The organism is Herbaspirillum frisingense GSF30, assembly GCF_000300975.2.
Taxonomy (GTDB): domain Bacteria; phylum Pseudomonadota; class Gammaproteobacteria; order Burkholderiales; family Burkholderiaceae_D; genus Herbaspirillum; species Herbaspirillum frisingense.
On record NZ_AEEC02000018.1, the window covers coordinates 62,303 to 78,571 of the forward strand.

The following is a 16,269-nucleotide window of genomic DNA, read 5'->3' on the forward strand; positions in this document are numbered from 1 at the left end:
GATTAGCATTAAGTATATCATCGTTTGAGCCAGTCTTGCTCGCCTACCTCTGCAATCCAGCAATGCAATGCTGACCCGAGCCGACGGAAAGGCAAATAAAAACGCCGCCCGAACTGAATCGGACGGCGTCTGTTGCCGGCAAGTGGCCCGGCCCCTTAGGCCCGTTAGCCCCCTAGCCGCAGCCGCTTGGCTTGTTGCCAATGGCCGGCCGGCAGGATCAAGCTCAGAACTCTTCCAGCTCGGGCTCCATCTTCCGGCTGGCAACCGGGGACGGCGTCGCCGGCAGGCGTGCTGCCTTGGGCGTGACATCCACCGAACGCACTGGCGCAGTCGCAGCCCCCAGACCGGCGGCAGCCCGCTGTTCCAGCTTGAACACGGCCACCACGCTTTCCAGTTTTTCGGCCTGCCCTTGAAGGGCCTGCGCTGCAGCGGCAGCTTCCTCCACCAGAGCGGCATTCTGCTGGGTGCCCTGATCCATCTGCGAGATCGCCTGGTTGACCTGGGAAATACCGGTGCTCTGCTCTTCGCTGGCATCGGCGATATCACCGACGATCTGGGTCACGCGCTGCACGCTGTCGACGATCTCGCTCATGGTGGTACCGGCCTGCTCCACCAGCTTGCTGCCGCTGCCGACCTTGTCCACGGAGTCGTCGATCAATTCCTTGATCTCCTTGGCCGCAGCTGCCGAGCGCTGGGCCAGCGAACGCACTTCCGATGCGACCACGGCAAAGCCGCGTCCCTGCTCGCCGGCACGAGCAGCTTCCACCGCTGCGTTGAGCGCCAGGATGTTGGTCTGGAAGGCAATGCCATCGATCACGGCGATGATGTCGACGATCTTGCGCGAGGAGTCATTGATGGAATTCATCGTGTCGACCACCTGGCGCACCACATCGCCACCCTGGGAAGCGATATGCGACGCCGATTGCGCCAGCTCATTGGCCTGGCGCGCGTTCTGGGTGTTCTGCAGCACCACCGAGGTCAGCTGTTCCAGGCTGGAGGCGCTTTCTTCCAGTGCGGCGGCCTGCTGCTCGGTGCGCGCCGAGAGGTCGGCGTTGCCGGCGGCGATCTGGCGTGCCGCCACCGTGACCGAGTCGGTCGAACTGCGGGTGGTCGCCACCACGTCGACGATGCGCGCCAGCAGCTTGTTGAATGCGGCGGCGGTACGGCCGATTTCATCCATGCGTTCCACCGGCACCGGACGCGACAGGTCCAGGGTCTGGCTGACGTGCTCAAAGGTCTGCTGGATCTTGCCGAGGCTACGGATCACGCTGCGCAGCATCTGGATGCCCAGCAAGCCCGTGAGCAGGACCGCCACCACGATCACCGCAATCATGCTGCGCAGGGCGAAGGCATAGGCCTCGTCGCTCTCCTGCTTGACGGTATCGATCATCTTGCGACCGATCAGGATGTGGTCGTCGAAGCCCTTCTTGGCGGCCGCCGCCGAGATCGCCAGCGGCGTGCCAGCCTGCAGCGTGGCACGTACGCCGTCCATGTCGTTGGCATAGGCGGCAGCGAAGAACGGCACCAGCGCCTTGCGATAGGCCTCGATATTGGCCTTGTCGGCCTGGATCAGAGCGCGGTCCTTGTCATCGAAGATCAGGTCGCGCTCGTAGTGGGCGAACTCTTCATCCAGTGCCTTGTTGGCGGCGTCCACCGCTTTTTGCAAGGCGCTCTTGTCGGGCAAGTTGGCAAACACCGAGAGGCGATAGCCGGCCAGGCGCGAATCGGCCAGGTAGCCCTTGAGCAGGTTCAGGCTATCCATGCCCGGGATGATGTGGTTCTGGATCAGCTCCAGCCGCTGCTGGGCGCGTTGCAATTGCCACAGGCCGCCGGCACCGACGAACAGCAGCGCCAGCAGGGCCGTCGAGAGAGTGATGATGAGGCGCTTGGTAATGGTCATGATTGAAAATCCATCGATGAAAATAAAAGGTGCCGAAGCACGGTGGTACGTCAACTACGCAAACCGGAGTGGCAGCGGAGATGGATGAAGCCCGGTGGATCAGGCCGCCAGCGACGCTTCCGGTGCCGTGGCGTCGAGCAGGTCGTGATGCTGCCGGCAGAAATCCAGGCCGGCGCGATAGCCCACATCGAACAGCAACTGCATGTTCGAACTCGACCAGTCCAGAACCTGCGGCCAGTGTTGCTGCGGCACCCCACCCATCAGGTCGACCTTGAGCACCTGACGACGCTGGGCGCCGGTCTGCGGATCACGGTTGTGCTCCAGCTCGAACAGGCGCTGCTCGGTCTTGGAAATCTTGACCAGCGGCGTGATGATGGAACGCACCCAGGCATCGTAGAGATTGCGCGGCTTGCGGATGAGGCGGTCTTCGCCGAGGATGTCCAGCACGACCAGGGTATCGACCTCGCCAGCCGGCGCCACGCCAGTCTCCGGGTCGGTAATGAAGGGGGTGAAATTGAGCGTATCCAGTGCCGCGCCCTCGATGTAGTTTTCGCCGTCGATTTCGGTAGGCGCATAGAGGAAGGGAAAGGACAGCGATGCCCGCACGTGTGCCGGCGTGATCTGGTCCTTGTTCCAGATCTGCATATGGTGGCGGTCGATGTTGTAGGCGTTGATGAAGAATTCCGGGCGCATGCCCGGCACAGCGCCGAAATCGATGGACTGCTCCAGAAAGGGCAGATGGGCACACAGACCCAGGCTGCCCGAATGCAGGTCGGAGGGCGACATGGCCGACATCATCAGATGCATCCAGTCGTTCCACTTGGCCGACGCATCGGCGAAGTGACGGGTCAGGAGCTCCGCAAACGGACTGCCGGCCAGTCCCGGTATCTGCGGCAGTTGGCCCAGCATCGATTCACGATAGGTTTCGGCTTGCACTCCTGGCTTCTTGAACACCTTGTAGTTGACCGGGAACAGCTTGTAGATGCTGTCGGCCACCCCGACCTCGGCCCATTGCAGCAGTGCTTCACGCGGCGAGACATCGCGCGGCGCCGTCGCCAGCAGCCCCATCAGCACCCCCGCGCCCGAGGCGGAGATCACGTCGAACTCCACCCCCTGGTCGAGAAACGCCGCCAGCGCGCCGGCAATCAATGTCGAGTTGGGCGCCCCGCCCCCGATGACCAGCGCCTTCCTGCTTCGTCCTGGCGAATCTTTCATCGCACCCCCTGTTATGTTGGCATCCAGCCGTTTTTGTGCGATGCACCGGAAGCATCGCGATACCGCATTTCCTTACCGCGGCAACGTAACTTTTACGCACGGTGGAAATATAGCCGAGGGGCAACGTCAAAATGCTGCAGTGCGAGATTTTATTACCTCATATCTGGCATTCAGAAATTTAATGAGCCAGACAGGGAGGGGGCAGCGGGGACATAGGGCAAGCGCCGGGCGTAAAAAGTACCGATCTGTCATTTTGGCGTAAGCAAAATAGGCTAGATCGGAGGACGCTGGCACTGGACGCCAATGATCGGACCACCGCGCAAGGGCCCACCAGCGGCGCGGGCCGGCGGACGGTGAGCAAACAGCAATGGATTTATGTAACTCCGTATGTCAAACTTGGCGGGCAAAAAAGTGCCATATCTAAAAAAACACAGGTCCAGCTCCTTTCATACGCATGTCCCGCCCCAGCATATTGATGGTCGATCCCAGTCCGGAGTCGGTGGAACTGGCGCGTTTCAGCCTCTGGCGCAGCAAGCTGGATTGCGCCTTCGGCTGGTTCGAGGATGCCGAGCACACCATGGAGTCGCTGTTGAGCCCGCAGGCGCAAAGCCAGCCGGAAACCCTTCCCATCATGATCTTCATCGAGCCGCGCCTGCCCCGCATGGAAGGTCTGGAATTGCTGCATCTGCTGCGCTCCCATCCGTCTACACAAGCGCTGCCGGTGGTCATGTTCGCCACTTCCTACGATGAGACCGACGCCGCCCGCTCGCGCGCGGCAGGCGCCAGCGACTACATCGTCAAGCCGGTGGATGCCCGTGAATTCATGCAGGTCGTCAGTGACACCGTCGCACGCTGGCTCCCGGCCGACAGCCAGAAAGCGGACTAGGGAAGAAGGCGAGAAGAAGCGGGGAGAAAACAGAAGGAAGGCAAAAAGGCGGGACCAGAAAGACAAAAGGGTCCATCTTGCGATGGACCCTTCATATCTGGTGCGGCTGGCAGGAATCGAACCCACGACCCCTTGGTTCGTAGCCAAGTACTCTATCCAGCTGAGCTACAGCCGCGAAAAACAAAATTATAGCAGCAAGTTTTTGCCTTTGGGAAGCCCCTGCCGCGAAATTTCCTGGATTTGCAGAATAATTACCAAGAAACTCCCTGCCCCTTCACTTCCGACTAAGCTGATCCGCACCCTTGCGCAGCATGCCGGAGATGACCGCATCTCGCCCGGCGGCTATGATGGCGACTCGATCCACCCCACCCTGCCCCATGCCCGACCACGCCGCTACCGACCTGACGCACGAACAGCGCATCCGCGAGCAAGAGCGCGCCCGCATCGCGCGCGACCTGCACGATGAGCTGGGTGCCCAGTTGGTCGGTATCGGCATGGCGCTGGGCCAGTTGCGGGAGCAGCTGAGCGCAGGCGGCGACACCGGATCCGCCCTCGGCCATGCCGACTACGCCCGGGAACTGCTGGCGCAGGCGCACCAGAGCATGGACCAGATCATCGACGACCTGCGTCCGCCCATCGTTGAATTCGGCCTGGTCGACGCCCTTGCCTGGCAGTGCCGCCAAGTCACCCGACAGAGCGGGCTGCCGTGCAGGCTCGACAGTCCTTCCGCGCTGCCGCTGCAGGACGAATTCGTGGTGCTGAGCCTGCTGCGCATCGCGCGTGAGGCGCTCAACAATGCCGTGCGCCATGCACAGGCCAGCCAGATCGACGTAAAGCTCACCCTGGCGAACGGCACCCTGCTGCTGGCCATTACCGACAACGGCATCGGCTTCGTCCCGCAGGCCGTGCGCCAGCACGGACAGGGCCTGCGCAACATGCGACAGCGCGCACAGGCGCTGGGTGCCAGCCTGGCGCTGGAACGCGGTGGCAGCAAAGGGAGCGAGGGCGGCAGCAGCATCGTCCTCCGGATGCCTGTCCCTCTCTGAGCGAACGCTATAGAATACGGCCTCGCGCAGCCTACCCGGCCGGCGCCATCCGCAGCACCTCCAGAGGAACCAAGCGCCCGCCCATGAGCAAGAAAGTCACCGCCGCCATCAAGGTCCTGATCGCTGATGACCACGCCATCGTGCGCGAGGGTCTGCGCCAGATCTGCGCCGGCACCAAGGATATCCTCGTGACCGGGCATGCCGCCAACGGCCTGGAAGCCATCAAGCTGGCGCGCGAAGGCGATGGCAACGTCATGTTGCTGGACATCGTGCTCCCCGACCGCAACGGCATCGACATCCTCAAGCAGATCCGCAAGGAGCAACCCGAATTGCCGGTGCTGATCCTCTCCGTGCACCGCGAAGATCAATACGCCATCCGCGCCCTCAAGGCCGGTGCCGCTGGCTTCCTCAACAAGCAGGCGGCGCCCGCCGAACTGCTGGCCGCCATCCGCCAGGCCGCTTCCGGCCGCAAGTACGTCAGTCCCTCACTGGCGCAGGAACTGGCCACCCAGATCGGCTTCGATCACGACACCCCGCTGCACGAAACCCTGTCCGACCGCGAATACCAGACCATGGTCATGATCGCCTCCGGCAAGACCGTCAGCGACATCGCCGCCGAGCTGCTACTCTCGGTCAAGACCATCAGCATGTACCGCTCGCGGGTACTGGCCAAGATGAAGATGCGTCACAACGCCGAACTGACCCACTACGCGCTCAAGAACAACCTGGTGGAATAAAAGAGACAGAAACAGACAGCGGCGGCAGCTTTGGCTGATGCGGCCCTTTTCTCCCCCTATTAAATGCATGCCGCGAAAAGGCGCTGACGTACAATTAGTTGTCATTTTGTCGCTCCGATTGAGGAGGCTGACAACGGACTGTCGGCAGCAGGGGGACCTGTCGGCGTCTGCCAGGTGATCGTCGGTCGGCAGCAGTGCTCAAGCAATACGCCTGTGCGCCGATACCGTAAGGAACTCCCTGTCGCAAACCGACATACACACCAACAATAGAGTCAGCCGGCATGTCCAAGAAACCGACCACGCTCACGCCTGTCGAGATCGCCCGAGAAGCTTTCCAGCGACTGGGGGCCAGGCGTATCGCGCCCACTCCCGACGCGTACCGCATCGCCTATGAAGAAATCCAGGGGGATGCCCCTGGCGTGACAGCCGAAGCCGTATTGGGCAATTTCGCCACCAAGCTGTCGCGCCAGCCGGGTGAAAATGGTCTCCTGGGAACGCGGCTGGTACGCGCCCGCGACAACGGCGACTGGGCAGAATTCGAGCGCCAGCTGCTGGAATTCTCCGACGCCAACTGGCAGAGTCGCCCTATCGCTCCGGCCGCACCGATGGTGCCGCACGGCGAGCTGGTCCCCATCGATCTGGAGCGCCAGTTCATCCGGGACAGCAAGAAGGAAAAGATGCTGCGCGAAATGCTGGCTCGGGTGCTGGTATTCAACCTGCCCTCGCTGCTCTCGACCGCGCCGGAGCTGGCCAACGAATCGCGCGACAGCGGCCAGGACCTGAAGACCGCCTTCTCGGAACAGGCGATGAACGACATCATCGCCCGCGTCAAGCAACTGAGCTTCCAGATCGAGCTCAAGACCGATGACATGGCCCAGCAGCAGGACCTGCTGATGCGCCTGTTCCAGTTGCTGCTGGAAAACATCAACGGCCTGCTGGAACAGGGCTCCTGGCTGTCCAGCCAGATCGAAACGGTACAAAGCCTGATCGCCGGGCCGCTCAGCAGCACCTCGCTGGCCGACGCCACCAAGAACCTCAAGGAAGTGATCTACAAGCAGGGTCTGCTGAAGAACACCCTGTCCGAGGAAAAGGTGGTGGTCAAGAACATGATGCTGACCTTCGTGGACCGGCTCTCGGCCATGGTCTCCACCACCGACAACTACCAGCGCACGATTCGCGGTTTCTCGCAGCAGATCAGCCAGGCCGGCAACATCGCCGACCTCAACAGCGTGCTCAGCGAGATCATGAGCGAAACCCAGAAGGCGCAGGAAGAAGCGACCCGTTCGCGCGACGCCATGGAAGATGCGCGCCAGGAAGTGGAAAAGGCCGAAGATCGCATCCACACCCTGGAGCAGCAGTTGCAGCAGATGGGCGAACTGGTGCGCGAAGACCAGCTGACCGGCAGCCTGAACCGCCGTGGCATGGACGAATCGCTGGACCGCGAGATCGCCAATGCAGTACGGCGCGACACGCCGCTATGCGTGGCACTGCTGGACCTGGACGATTTCAAGCGCATCAACGACACCCATGGCCATGCCACTGGTGACGAAGTGCTGGTGCACATGGTGCAGGTGATCAAGGAGACACTGCGCAAGCTGGACGTGATCGCCCGCTTCGGGGGCGAGGAATTCGTGGTACTGATGCCCGAGACCACGCCGCAGGATGCGGTACAGATCATCACGCGGGTACAGCGCGAACTGACCAAGCGCATCTTCATGCACGAGAGCCAGCGCCTGCTGATCACCTTCAGTGCCGGCGTGGCGGTCTACCACCCGGGAGAGAGTCAGGCAGAGCTGCTCAAGCGCGCCGACGTCGCGCTTTACAAGGCCAAGAACGCCGGCAAGAACCGCATCATCTTTGCCGAACCACCCGCCGGTGCCGCACCGCTGGTCTAGCCGCAGCGCCGGGCGCAGCAGCTCCGTACGGCCTCAGTACGGACTGCCGCTGCCGGCCAGCTTCCAGCGTCGCCAGCCGGCGGCGGCCATCACCACGAACAGCGCATAGAGCATGGCCGTCAACGTCAGGTGCTTGTACAGGTACAGGCCGACGTAGAGCACGTCCACCGCGATCCACACCAGCCAGTTCTCCAGCTTCTTGCGCGAGAGCAGGAACTGCCCCACCAGGCTACCGGCGGTCAGGAAGCCATCCATGTGCGGCACGTCGGTATCGGTGTAGCGCTGCAGGAACCAGGACAGCAGCCACCACCCGGCCAGCCAGGCGGTCGCCATCATGGCCCAGCCGGATCGCGTCAAGGTCGACACCTGCAGCGGCCGGTGCTGCTCGCCGCCACGCAACCATTGATACCAGCCCCAAACCGACACCGCCACGAAGACGAACTGCAGGCCGGCATCGCCATACAGGCGCGCGTCGGCAAACACGGCGGCATACAGCAGCGAGGACAGGATGGAAAACAGCCAGGCCCAGTGGTTCTGGCCGATATTGAGCCAGACCGTCAGCACGGCCAGGGCGAAAGACACCAGCTCCAGCGGCGTGGTGGTGAGGCCGAACCAGGTCAGCGGAGTGTCGGGACTCATGCAGCAGCAGGCAGATTCAGGAGCGTATCAGACCATCAGCGCGTAGCCGCGCGCGCGCCACCCGCAGGTGCGTTGGCGGGAATGGAAACGCTGTTGGGTTGCCCGGAACCAGGCATGTAGGGATTCGGATTGACGGCATTGGCGGGCTTGCCGGAACTGCCATCGAGCAGTTGCACGAAAATTTCGTTCTGCTTGATCATGCCCAGCTCGAAACGCGCACGTTCTTCGACGGCGCCCTTGGATTGCTTCAGGTCGTCCACTTCGGAGGCGAGCTTGGCGTTGCGCTCCTTGAGTTCGTCGTTCTTCTTGTGCGCCAGCTGGACCTGACGGTCGAGCTCCCAGACCTTGAACCAGCCGCCCTTGCCCAGCCAGAGCGGGTACTGGATCAACACCAGCAGAAAGGACAGGCAGAGGATGATCAGGCGCATAGCCGGGAGCTCTCTTTGCGGCGCCTGCCTTCAGGGTGGGCGCCGCAAATGTGTTACTTCAGGTTGTAGAACGCAGCGCGGCCCGGGTAGCTGGCGATATCACCCAGGTCTTCCTCGATACGCAGCAGCTGGTTGTACTTGGCCATGCGATCCGAACGCGACATGGAGCCGGTCTTGATCTGCAGTGCGTTCATGCCGACGGCGATATCGGCGATGGTCGAGTCTTCGGTTTCGCCCGAACGGTGCGAGATCACGGCGGTGTAGCCGGCACGCTTGGCCATTTCGATGGCGGCGAAGGTCTCGGTCAGGGTGCCGATCTGGTTGATCTTGATCAGGATGGAATTGGCGATGTCCTTGTCGATGCCTTCCTTCAGGATCTTGGTGTTGGTGACGAACAGGTCGTCGCCCACCAGCTGCACCTTCTTGCCCAGGGTTTCGGTCAAGAGCTTCCAGCCAGCCCAGTCGTTCTCGGCCATGCCGTCTTCGATGCTGATGATGGGGTACTTGTCGCACCAGGAGGCCAGGAGACCGGTCTTCTGGGCCGGGGTCAGCACCATGTTTTCACCGGCCAGGTGGTAGTTGCCGTCCTTGTAGTACTCGGAAGCGGCGCAGTCCAGGCCCAGGGCGATCTGGGTACCCGGCTCGTAGCCAGCCTTCTCGATGGCTTCGATGATCAGCTTGATGGCTTCTTCGTGGCTGGAGACGTTGGGTGCGAAGCCGCCTTCGTCGCCCACCGAGGTGGCCAGGCCGCGGTCATGCAGGATCTTCTTCAGGGTGTGGAACACCTCGGCACCGTAGCGCAGGGCTTCACGGAAGCTCGGTGCGCCCACCGGGATGATCATGAATTCCTGGATGTCCAGGTTGTTGTCGGCGTGTGCGCCGCCGTTGATGACGTTCATCATCGGCACCGGCATCTGCATGGAACCGCTGCCACCGAAGTAGCGATACAACGGCAGGCCGGCTTCTTCAGCGGCAGCCTTGGCCACGGCCATCGACACGGCCAGCATGGCGTTGGCGCCCAGGCGGCTCTTGTTCTCGGTACCGTCCAGATCGATCAGGGTGCGATCCAGGAAGGCTTGCTCATTGGCGTCCAGGCCCATGATGGCTTCCGAGATTTCGGTGTTGATGTTTTCGCAGGCTTGCAGCACGCCCTTGCCGAAGTAGCGGCTCTTGTCGCCGTCACGCAGTTCGATCGCTTCGCGCGAACCGGTGGATGCGCCCGAAGGCACGGCAGCGCGACCCAGCACGCCGGATTCCAGCAGCACATCGCATTCCACGGTGGGATTGCCACGGGAGTCGATCACTTCGCGGCCGATAATATCAACGATTGCACTCATTCAGATCTCCATCAAGGTTTTAAAAATTGTTGGCGGGTGCAGGCCCGGTGGCCGGGGCGCCCATGATGAAACGGCCGCCCGACGGCAGCCGTTTCATGCACACGTTCAGACCGTCACGCCTGGCCTTTGATTGCCGCGTGATGCGCCAGCGCCGCGCGGATGTACGAGATGAACAGCGGATGGCCGTCACGCGGAGTGGACTTGAACTCCGGGTGGTATTGCACGCCGATGTAGAACGGGTGAGCGTTCTCGCCGGAGCGCGGCAATTCCATGATCTCGCACAGATCTTCGGACGGGGTACGGGCCGAGACCACCATGCCGGCCTCTTCCACGCGACCGAGGTAGAAGTTGTTGGCCTCATAGCGATGGCGGTGACGCTCGGTCACGCTGTCGCCGTAGATTTCCGCGGCCAGGGTACCCGGCTTGACGGCGCAGGTCTGCGCACCCAGGCGCATGGTGCCGCCCAGGTCGGAATTGGCATCGCGGCGCTCGACCTTGCCATCGTGGTTCTGCCATTCGTCGATCAGGGCCACGACCGGCTGTTCGGTGTCCGGATCGAACTCGGTCGAGTTGGCCTTGGTCAGGCCGGCCTTGTTGCGGGCGTATTCCAGCAACGCCACTTGCATGCCCAGGCAGATGCCCAGGTAAGGCACCTTGTTTTCGCGGGCATAGCGGGCGGCGGCGATCTTGCCTTCCACACCGCGCTTGCCGAAGCCGCCCGGCACCAGAATGGCATCGTACTTGCCCAGACCGTCGGTACCGTTGGCTTCGATCTCTTCCGAATCCAGGTACTCGATGTTGACGCGGCTGCCGGTATGGATGCCGGCGTGGCGCAGCGCTTCGGTCAGCGACTTGTAGGACTCGGTCAGGTCGACATACTTGCCGACCATGCCGATGGTGACTTCGTGCGAAGGATTGTTCTGCGCATCGATCAGCTTGTCCCACATCGACAGATCGGCCGCCTTGGGCGACAGGCCCAGCTTTTCGCAGATGATGGTATCCAGACCCTGGTCGTGCAGCATCTGCGGAATCTTATAGATGGTATCGGCATCCCAGACCGAAATGACGGCATCGGCCGGCACGTTGGAGAACAGCGAGATCTTGTCGCGCTCGTCGTCCGGGATGCGGCGGTCGGCACGGCAGAGCAGCGCGTCAGGCAGGATGCCGATCTCGCGCAGCTTCTGCACGCTGTGCTGGGTGGGCTTGGTCTTGAGTTCGCCGGCCGAGGCCAGGAAGGGAACCAGCGTCAGGTGCACGAAGGCGGTGGCGTTGCGGCCCGAGCGCAGGCTCAGCTGGCGCGCCGCTTCCAGGAAGGGCAGCGATTCGATGTCACCGACGGTGCCGCCGATTTCCACCAGCGCCACGTCAAAGCCTTCGGCGCCACGATGGATGAATTCCTGGATCTCGTTGGTGATGTGCGGAATCACCTGGACGGTCTTGCCCAGATACTCGCCACGGCGCTCCTTGCGGATCACCGATTCATACACCTGGCCGGTGGTGAAGTTGTTCACCTTCTTCATCTTGGCCGAGATGAAACGCTCGTAGTGGCCCAGGTCGAGGTCGGTCTCGGCGCCGTCGTCGGTGACGAACACTTCACCGTGTTGCAACGGGCTCATCGTGCCGGGGTCGACGTTGATGTAGGGATCGAGCTTGAGGAGGGTGACTTTGAGGCCGCGCGATTCGAGGATCGCAGCCAGGGACGCGGCGGCAATCCCTTTACCCAGGGAAGACACGACGCCGCCAGTGACAAATACAAACTTGGTCATTACAGATGAGTGCCGAACGGCACATGCGGGAAATTCAAATTATACCCCAAAATGCGCTCGTTTTTTAAGACAGGCAGCGATAAGTGTCGCCGATGTCGCGACTTCGCCAAACTTGCAGCAGGAAAACATAGTTCCCTGAGCAAGCCTCTCATCGGCTTCACACAGGGTTCAGCTTCTTGACTCTGTATGTGCAGTTTGGTTCAGCCCGGACGGCCCTGCAACAGCTCGCTTATCATGGCGTGCGTCGCCTGGGCGGCCTGTACGGGCGACTCCATCGGGAACAGATGGCCGCCGGGAATCTGGCGGAAGTGCGGCCCCACCAGCCGGCGCGTGGCCTCCAGCCCGGCCAGCCGGCATTCCACCGAATCGACACCGCCGACGAAGCCGATCGGCACCGGATAAGGCTGGCGCAGGACACGTCCCAGATGATGGGGAATGGTGCGATAGACCGCCGTTTCGGTCTCGCGCGAGAAGCGCAGGCGCACTCCCCCGCCGGCGTGCGGCTCCAGGCCGTGTGCCACGTAGTCACGCAGCACCTGCTGCGGCCAGGCCGCGAACAGCGCCTTGGCCGCATAGTGCTGGTAGGCCGCCTCGATATCGGGCCAGTGCTCGCGCCGCCGTGCCGACGCCACCGAGGGCGAGTAGCGGCTCTCATACTTGAACAGCTTGGACAGGCGCAACACCTGCGCCCGCCAGCCCGCCACGATCGGCGAATCCAGCAGCACCACGCAGCGCACCAGTTGCGGGCGTTTGCGGGCCGCCATCAGTGACAGGATGCCGCCCATGGAATGGCCGACCAGGATCACCGGCGCGTGGTAGCTGCGCTCCAGCTCCTCGCGCAGCTCCCGCGCCAGGGTGCGCCAGCCGTCATCGACCGGAAAGCGCGGATCATGGGCATGGATGGCCAGGGCGCGCACATCGTAATGGGCGCGCAACTGGTCGAAGAACATGCCATAGGTACCCGCCGGGTAACTGTTGGCATGGGCAAAATGCAGGATGGGAAGGGGCATGGAGACCGGAATGCAAGACAATGGCGGCAGCATAGCAAAACGGCCAGGGCCGCGAGCGTGCTATTTTCCCGCATCGCGAAATGCACCTCAGTGCAGGCCTAGCGGCCGTACCAGTAGCGCGCGTGCTGCTTGCGATATTGCTCCACTTGCAACTGGTCGCCCAGGGTCATGGTCAGGGCGCCGGATTCGTCGGTCCGCAGACGGCGTATGCCCAGCCGGCCATAGCGCTCGTAGACATCCGGCCTGGGATGGTTGAAGCGATTGCGGTACCCGACCTGGAATACCGCCAGCTCCGGCCGCACCGCCCGCAAGAAGGGTTCGGTGGACGAGGTGCCGCTGCCATGATGCGGCGCCAGCAGCACCGTCGACGGCAGGCGCTCGGCCATGCGACCGTTGAGCAGTTCGTCTTCCTGTGCTGCCTCGATATCTCCGGCCAGCAGCACCGACTGTCGGCCGATCTGCACCTTCAGCACGCAACTGCGGGCATTGGGACGCCATTTGTCGCTCTCATAGCTGGCTGGCGTGGGATGCAGCATGGTGAAGCCGATGCCGTCCCAGTTCCACGACTGGCCCGCCTCGCAGCGCGTGGCCAGCGGTGCTACGCGCAGGATGGGGCTATCCTCCGCCAGCGACGAATACACGCTGTCCACGGCCATGTTCTTGAACAGGGACACCGCCCCGCCCGAATGATCATTGTCGTTGTGCGAGATCACCACCCGGTCCAGATGATCGATGCCCCGCGCGCGCAGATACGGCAGGATCACCCGGGTCGCACCGTCCGATTCGGCGCTGTAATAGGGACCGGTGTCATACAGCAGGCGATGTCCCGGGGTTTCCACCAGCACCGCCATGCCCTGCCCGACATCGAAGGCGGTCACCCGCATGGTGCCTTCGGCCGGTGCCACGGGGGCATTGAGCAGCAGCGGCAGCCAGCCGAACAAGCCCAGCCAGCGTACCGGCCAGCCGCGCGGCGCCAGCACCAGCAAGGTGCCGCCCAGAGCCAAGGCGAATACCCAGCCATTGGGCAAGGGCGTCTGCCAGACCGCCCAGGGCATGGCACTGAGTGCCTGCAGGAGATCGGCCAGCCACACCAGCAGCAGGTGCGGCACCTGCAGCACGAACTGCGCCAGCACGGTCGGCAGCACGCTACCCACCAGCGCCAGCGGCGTGATCACCAATGACACCAGCGGAATGGCGATGGCATTGGCAATGGGACTGACCAGGGAATACTGCCCGAACAGCAGCATCGTCAGCGGCACCAGACCCAGCGTGACCACGTATTGCGCGTGGCTGGCCTCCTTGATCCGCTGCACCAGCGCCGCGCCCCAGTGCTTGCTGGCCGCGGCGGCCGCCATCGCCTGTGGCGGCTGCATGCGCCCCACCGTGCCATACAGCAGCAGGGCCACCGCCCCGAACGACAGCCAGAAGCCCGGCCACATCAGCGACCACGGGTCCAGCAGCACTACCAGCGCCAGCGCCAGGCACAACACTACCGAGACCCGCACGATGCGCCCGCGCCAGAAGGCGATGCCGACCACCACCAGCATGTAGAGCGTGCGCTGCGCCGGCACGCCAAACCCGGCCAGCAACACATACAGCAGGGCCACCAGCATGCCGACGATCACCGCCACCTTCTGCGCCGGCAGGCGCAGCGGCAACTGCGCGCCGGTAAAGAAGGAGCGCCGCCACAGCCAGCTGGCCAGACCGCCGCACAAGGCCGCCAGCATGGTGATGTGCAGGCCGGAGATGGCCATCAGGTGACCGATACCGGTGCGATTGAACACATTCCAGTCGGCCTGGCTGATGCCGCGCTGGTCGCCCATGACCAGCGCCGCGATCACGCCCGCATAGGGCGCATCCGGCAAGGCCTGGTCGACGCGGTCGCGCAGCCAGCCGCGTGCGGTATCGATCACATGCCAGGGCGTCCATACGAAGGCATCGAGACGACGATTCACCGCCGAGGCAGGCGCGGAAGCCGCTGCCGGCCGCCCAACCACATAGCCGGTCGCCCGCACGTCATCCTGTAGCAGCCACAATTCATAGTCGAAGCCATCCGGATTGGCATTGCCATGCGGACGCTTCAAGCGCACCTGCAGGCGCCAGCGCTCGCCCGGTTGCAGGTCCGGCAAGGCCAGCCGCGCCGGCGCAGCCTGTTCGCCATCCTCGGTGGGCGCCTGGTAGCGCTGATTGCCATACCAGCTCAAGGCCAGCCGTGGCGGGATGGGCGGCTTCACCCCGCCCTGCAGCACCACCTGTTCGACATCGAAACGGAAACGCAGGCCCTGCCCCGTCGGCGAAGGCAGATCGGCCACGGTACCGATGACGGTGACGTCATGCCCTTCCCAGGCCGCTGGCAGCTCCTGATCCAGGTAATAGAACGCAAACGAAGCCGCCCACAGGAAACCCAGCCAGGCCCCACAGGTCAGCAGCAGCGGCACGCGCAGGAAGGGTTGCCAGAAGCGGCGGGCGGTGAAGGCCAGCAAGCCCGCCAGCACCAGCCCGATCACATACCACTCGATGCCGGGCAACTGCGACTGCAGTTGCAGCAGGCCTGCACCCAGTGCGAAACCGATGATCAGTGCGCGCATCAGAGACCCAGCCCGGCGTGCGCCAGCCGCGGCAGCGCGGCCTGGGCATTGGCGGTGGTGGCAGCCGCGATCTCGTGCAGCGGCATCTGGCGCAGCTCGGCCAGGACCTCGCCGATGCGCGGAATCTGGTCGGGGGTATTGATGTCGGGATGGCGCCAGGCCGGCGAGATATCGGGCGCGTCGGTCTCCAGCACGATGGACGACAACGGCAATTCGGCCGCCAGGCGACGAATCTGCAGCGAGCGCGGGAAGGTCATGGCACCGCCGAAGCCCAGGTGCAGTCCCAGTTCGACGAAGGTGCGCGCCTGCTGGTCGCTGCCGTTGAAGGCGTGGGCGATGCCGCCGGGAACGCGGATGCGGCGCAGATGCTTCAAGATGATGTCCTGCGAACGCCGCACGTGCAGCAGCACCGGCAGCTGGAAGTCACGCGCCAGCTTCAGCTGTTCGGCGAAGAAGAACTCCTGCTTTTCCCGCAGCGGCGCCTCCTTCAGGGCCGGCACGAAGAAATCCAGCCCGATCTCGCCAATGCCCACGAACAGCGGGTCTTCCAGCGCCCCGGCGATGGCCTCGCGCAGCACCTGCAGGTCAGCTTCCTGGGCCGTGGGCACATACAGCGGATGGATGCCCAGCGCATAGACCGCATTGCCGACTTGCCGTGCCAGGCGCCCCACCGTGTCGAAATTGACGCGCGCGATGGCCGGGATCACGATGGCCCGCACCCCGGCCTGCGCGGCCTCGTCGGCAACGGCTGGGGAACGGGCGCCGAATTCTCCGGCGTCGAGATGACAGTGCGTATCGACCCACATGGTTTGGCTGGCCTGG

General features: G+C 63.4%; 13 protein-coding genes and 1 tRNA gene. 4 read left to right on the plus strand and 10 right to left on the minus strand.

Annotated elements, in window-relative coordinates:
• Window positions 1–223: 223 nt before the first annotated feature.
• Both HFRIS_RS13830 and HFRIS_RS13835 read right to left on the minus strand, forming a co-directional pair.
• Window positions 224–1,900 (minus strand): methyl-accepting chemotaxis protein, encoded by a 1,677-nt coding sequence (locus HFRIS_RS13830; RefSeq protein ID WP_006464002.1) that lies wholly within the window; start codon window positions 1,898–1,900, stop codon window positions 224–226.
• Window positions 1,901–1,999: 99 nt separating this feature from the next.
• A complete protein-coding gene (locus HFRIS_RS13835; RefSeq protein ID WP_039875735.1) occupies window positions 2,000–3,115 on the minus strand; it encodes a patatin-like phospholipase family protein in 1,116 nt (371 codons plus the stop codon).
• A 475-nt stretch (window positions 3,116–3,590) separates the two neighbouring features.
• On the opposite strand from HFRIS_RS13835, the gene HFRIS_RS13840 reads away from it, so the two are divergent.
• The gene (locus tag HFRIS_RS13840) at window positions 3,591–4,001 is read left to right on the plus strand and encodes a response regulator (protein WP_006464004.1); all 411 of its coding nucleotides are present in this window, start codon (window positions 3,591–3,593) and stop codon (window positions 3,999–4,001) included.
• A 98-nt stretch (window positions 4,002–4,099) separates the two neighbouring features.
• Here the strand turns inward: HFRIS_RS13840 and HFRIS_RS13845 are convergent.
• Window positions 4,100–4,176, minus strand: a tRNA-Arg gene (locus HFRIS_RS13845).
• 172 nt (window positions 4,177–4,348) lie between these two features.
• On the opposite strand from HFRIS_RS13845, the gene HFRIS_RS13850 reads away from it, so the two are divergent.
• The 3 genes from HFRIS_RS13850 to HFRIS_RS13860 all read left to right on the plus strand — a co-directional run bounded on the left by HFRIS_RS13850 (window position 4,349) and on the right by HFRIS_RS13860 (window position 7,679).
• The gene (locus tag HFRIS_RS13850; RefSeq protein ID WP_244436295.1) at window positions 4,349–5,047 is read left to right on the plus strand and encodes a sensor histidine kinase; all 699 of its coding nucleotides are present in this window, start codon (window positions 4,349–4,351) and stop codon (window positions 5,045–5,047) included.
• Between the two features lie 83 nt (window positions 5,048–5,130).
• Window positions 5,131–5,784, plus strand: a complete 654-nt coding sequence (locus HFRIS_RS13855; RefSeq protein WP_006464006.1) for a response regulator — start codon at window positions 5,131–5,133, stop codon at window positions 5,782–5,784.
• 281 nt (window positions 5,785–6,065) lie between these two features.
• A complete protein-coding gene (locus HFRIS_RS13860; protein ID WP_006464007.1) occupies window positions 6,066–7,679 on the plus strand; it encodes a GGDEF domain-containing protein in 1,614 nt (537 codons plus the stop codon).
• Window positions 7,680–7,712: 33 nt separating this feature from the next.
• On the opposite strand, the gene pnuC is transcribed toward HFRIS_RS13860, so the two are convergent.
• The 7 genes from pnuC to HFRIS_RS13895 form a co-directional block, all read right to left on the minus strand.
• Entirely contained in the window at window positions 7,713–8,318 is a 606-nt protein-coding gene (gene pnuC, locus HFRIS_RS13865; protein WP_006464008.1) for a nicotinamide riboside transporter PnuC, read from the minus strand.
• Window positions 8,319–8,353: 35 nt separating this feature from the next.
• Window positions 8,354–8,746 carry a cell division protein FtsB gene (gene ftsB / locus HFRIS_RS13870; RefSeq protein ID WP_006464009.1) on the minus strand — a complete coding sequence of 131 codons (393 nt, stop codon included), beginning with the start codon at window positions 8,744–8,746 and terminating at the stop codon, window positions 8,354–8,356.
• A gap of 53 nt (window positions 8,747–8,799) precedes the next feature.
• Window positions 8,800–10,083, minus strand: a complete 1,284-nt coding sequence (gene eno / locus HFRIS_RS13875) for a phosphopyruvate hydratase (protein ID WP_006464010.1) — start codon at window positions 10,081–10,083, stop codon at window positions 8,800–8,802.
• Between the two features lie 113 nt (window positions 10,084–10,196).
• Window positions 10,197–11,849 carry a CTP synthase gene (locus HFRIS_RS13880; RefSeq protein WP_006464011.1) on the minus strand — a complete coding sequence of 551 codons (1,653 nt, stop codon included), beginning with the start codon at window positions 11,847–11,849 and terminating at the stop codon, window positions 10,197–10,199.
• Window positions 11,850–12,049: 200 nt separating this feature from the next.
• Window positions 12,050–12,859: an alpha/beta fold hydrolase gene (locus HFRIS_RS13885; RefSeq protein WP_006464012.1), complete on the minus strand. Its 810-nt coding sequence runs from the start codon at window positions 12,857–12,859 to the stop codon at window positions 12,050–12,052.
• A gap of 98 nt (window positions 12,860–12,957) precedes the next feature.
• Window positions 12,958–15,447: a DNA internalization-related competence protein ComEC/Rec2 gene (locus tag HFRIS_RS13890; RefSeq protein WP_006464013.1), complete on the minus strand. Its 2,490-nt coding sequence runs from the start codon at window positions 15,445–15,447 to the stop codon at window positions 12,958–12,960.
• Window positions 15,447–16,253, minus strand: coding sequence for a TatD family hydrolase (locus HFRIS_RS13895; protein WP_006464014.1), 807 nt, complete (start codon window positions 16,251–16,253; stop codon window positions 15,447–15,449). Before HFRIS_RS13895 ends, HFRIS_RS13890 begins: the two co-directional genes overlap by 1 nt.
• Window positions 16,254–16,269: the final 16 nt, after the last annotated feature.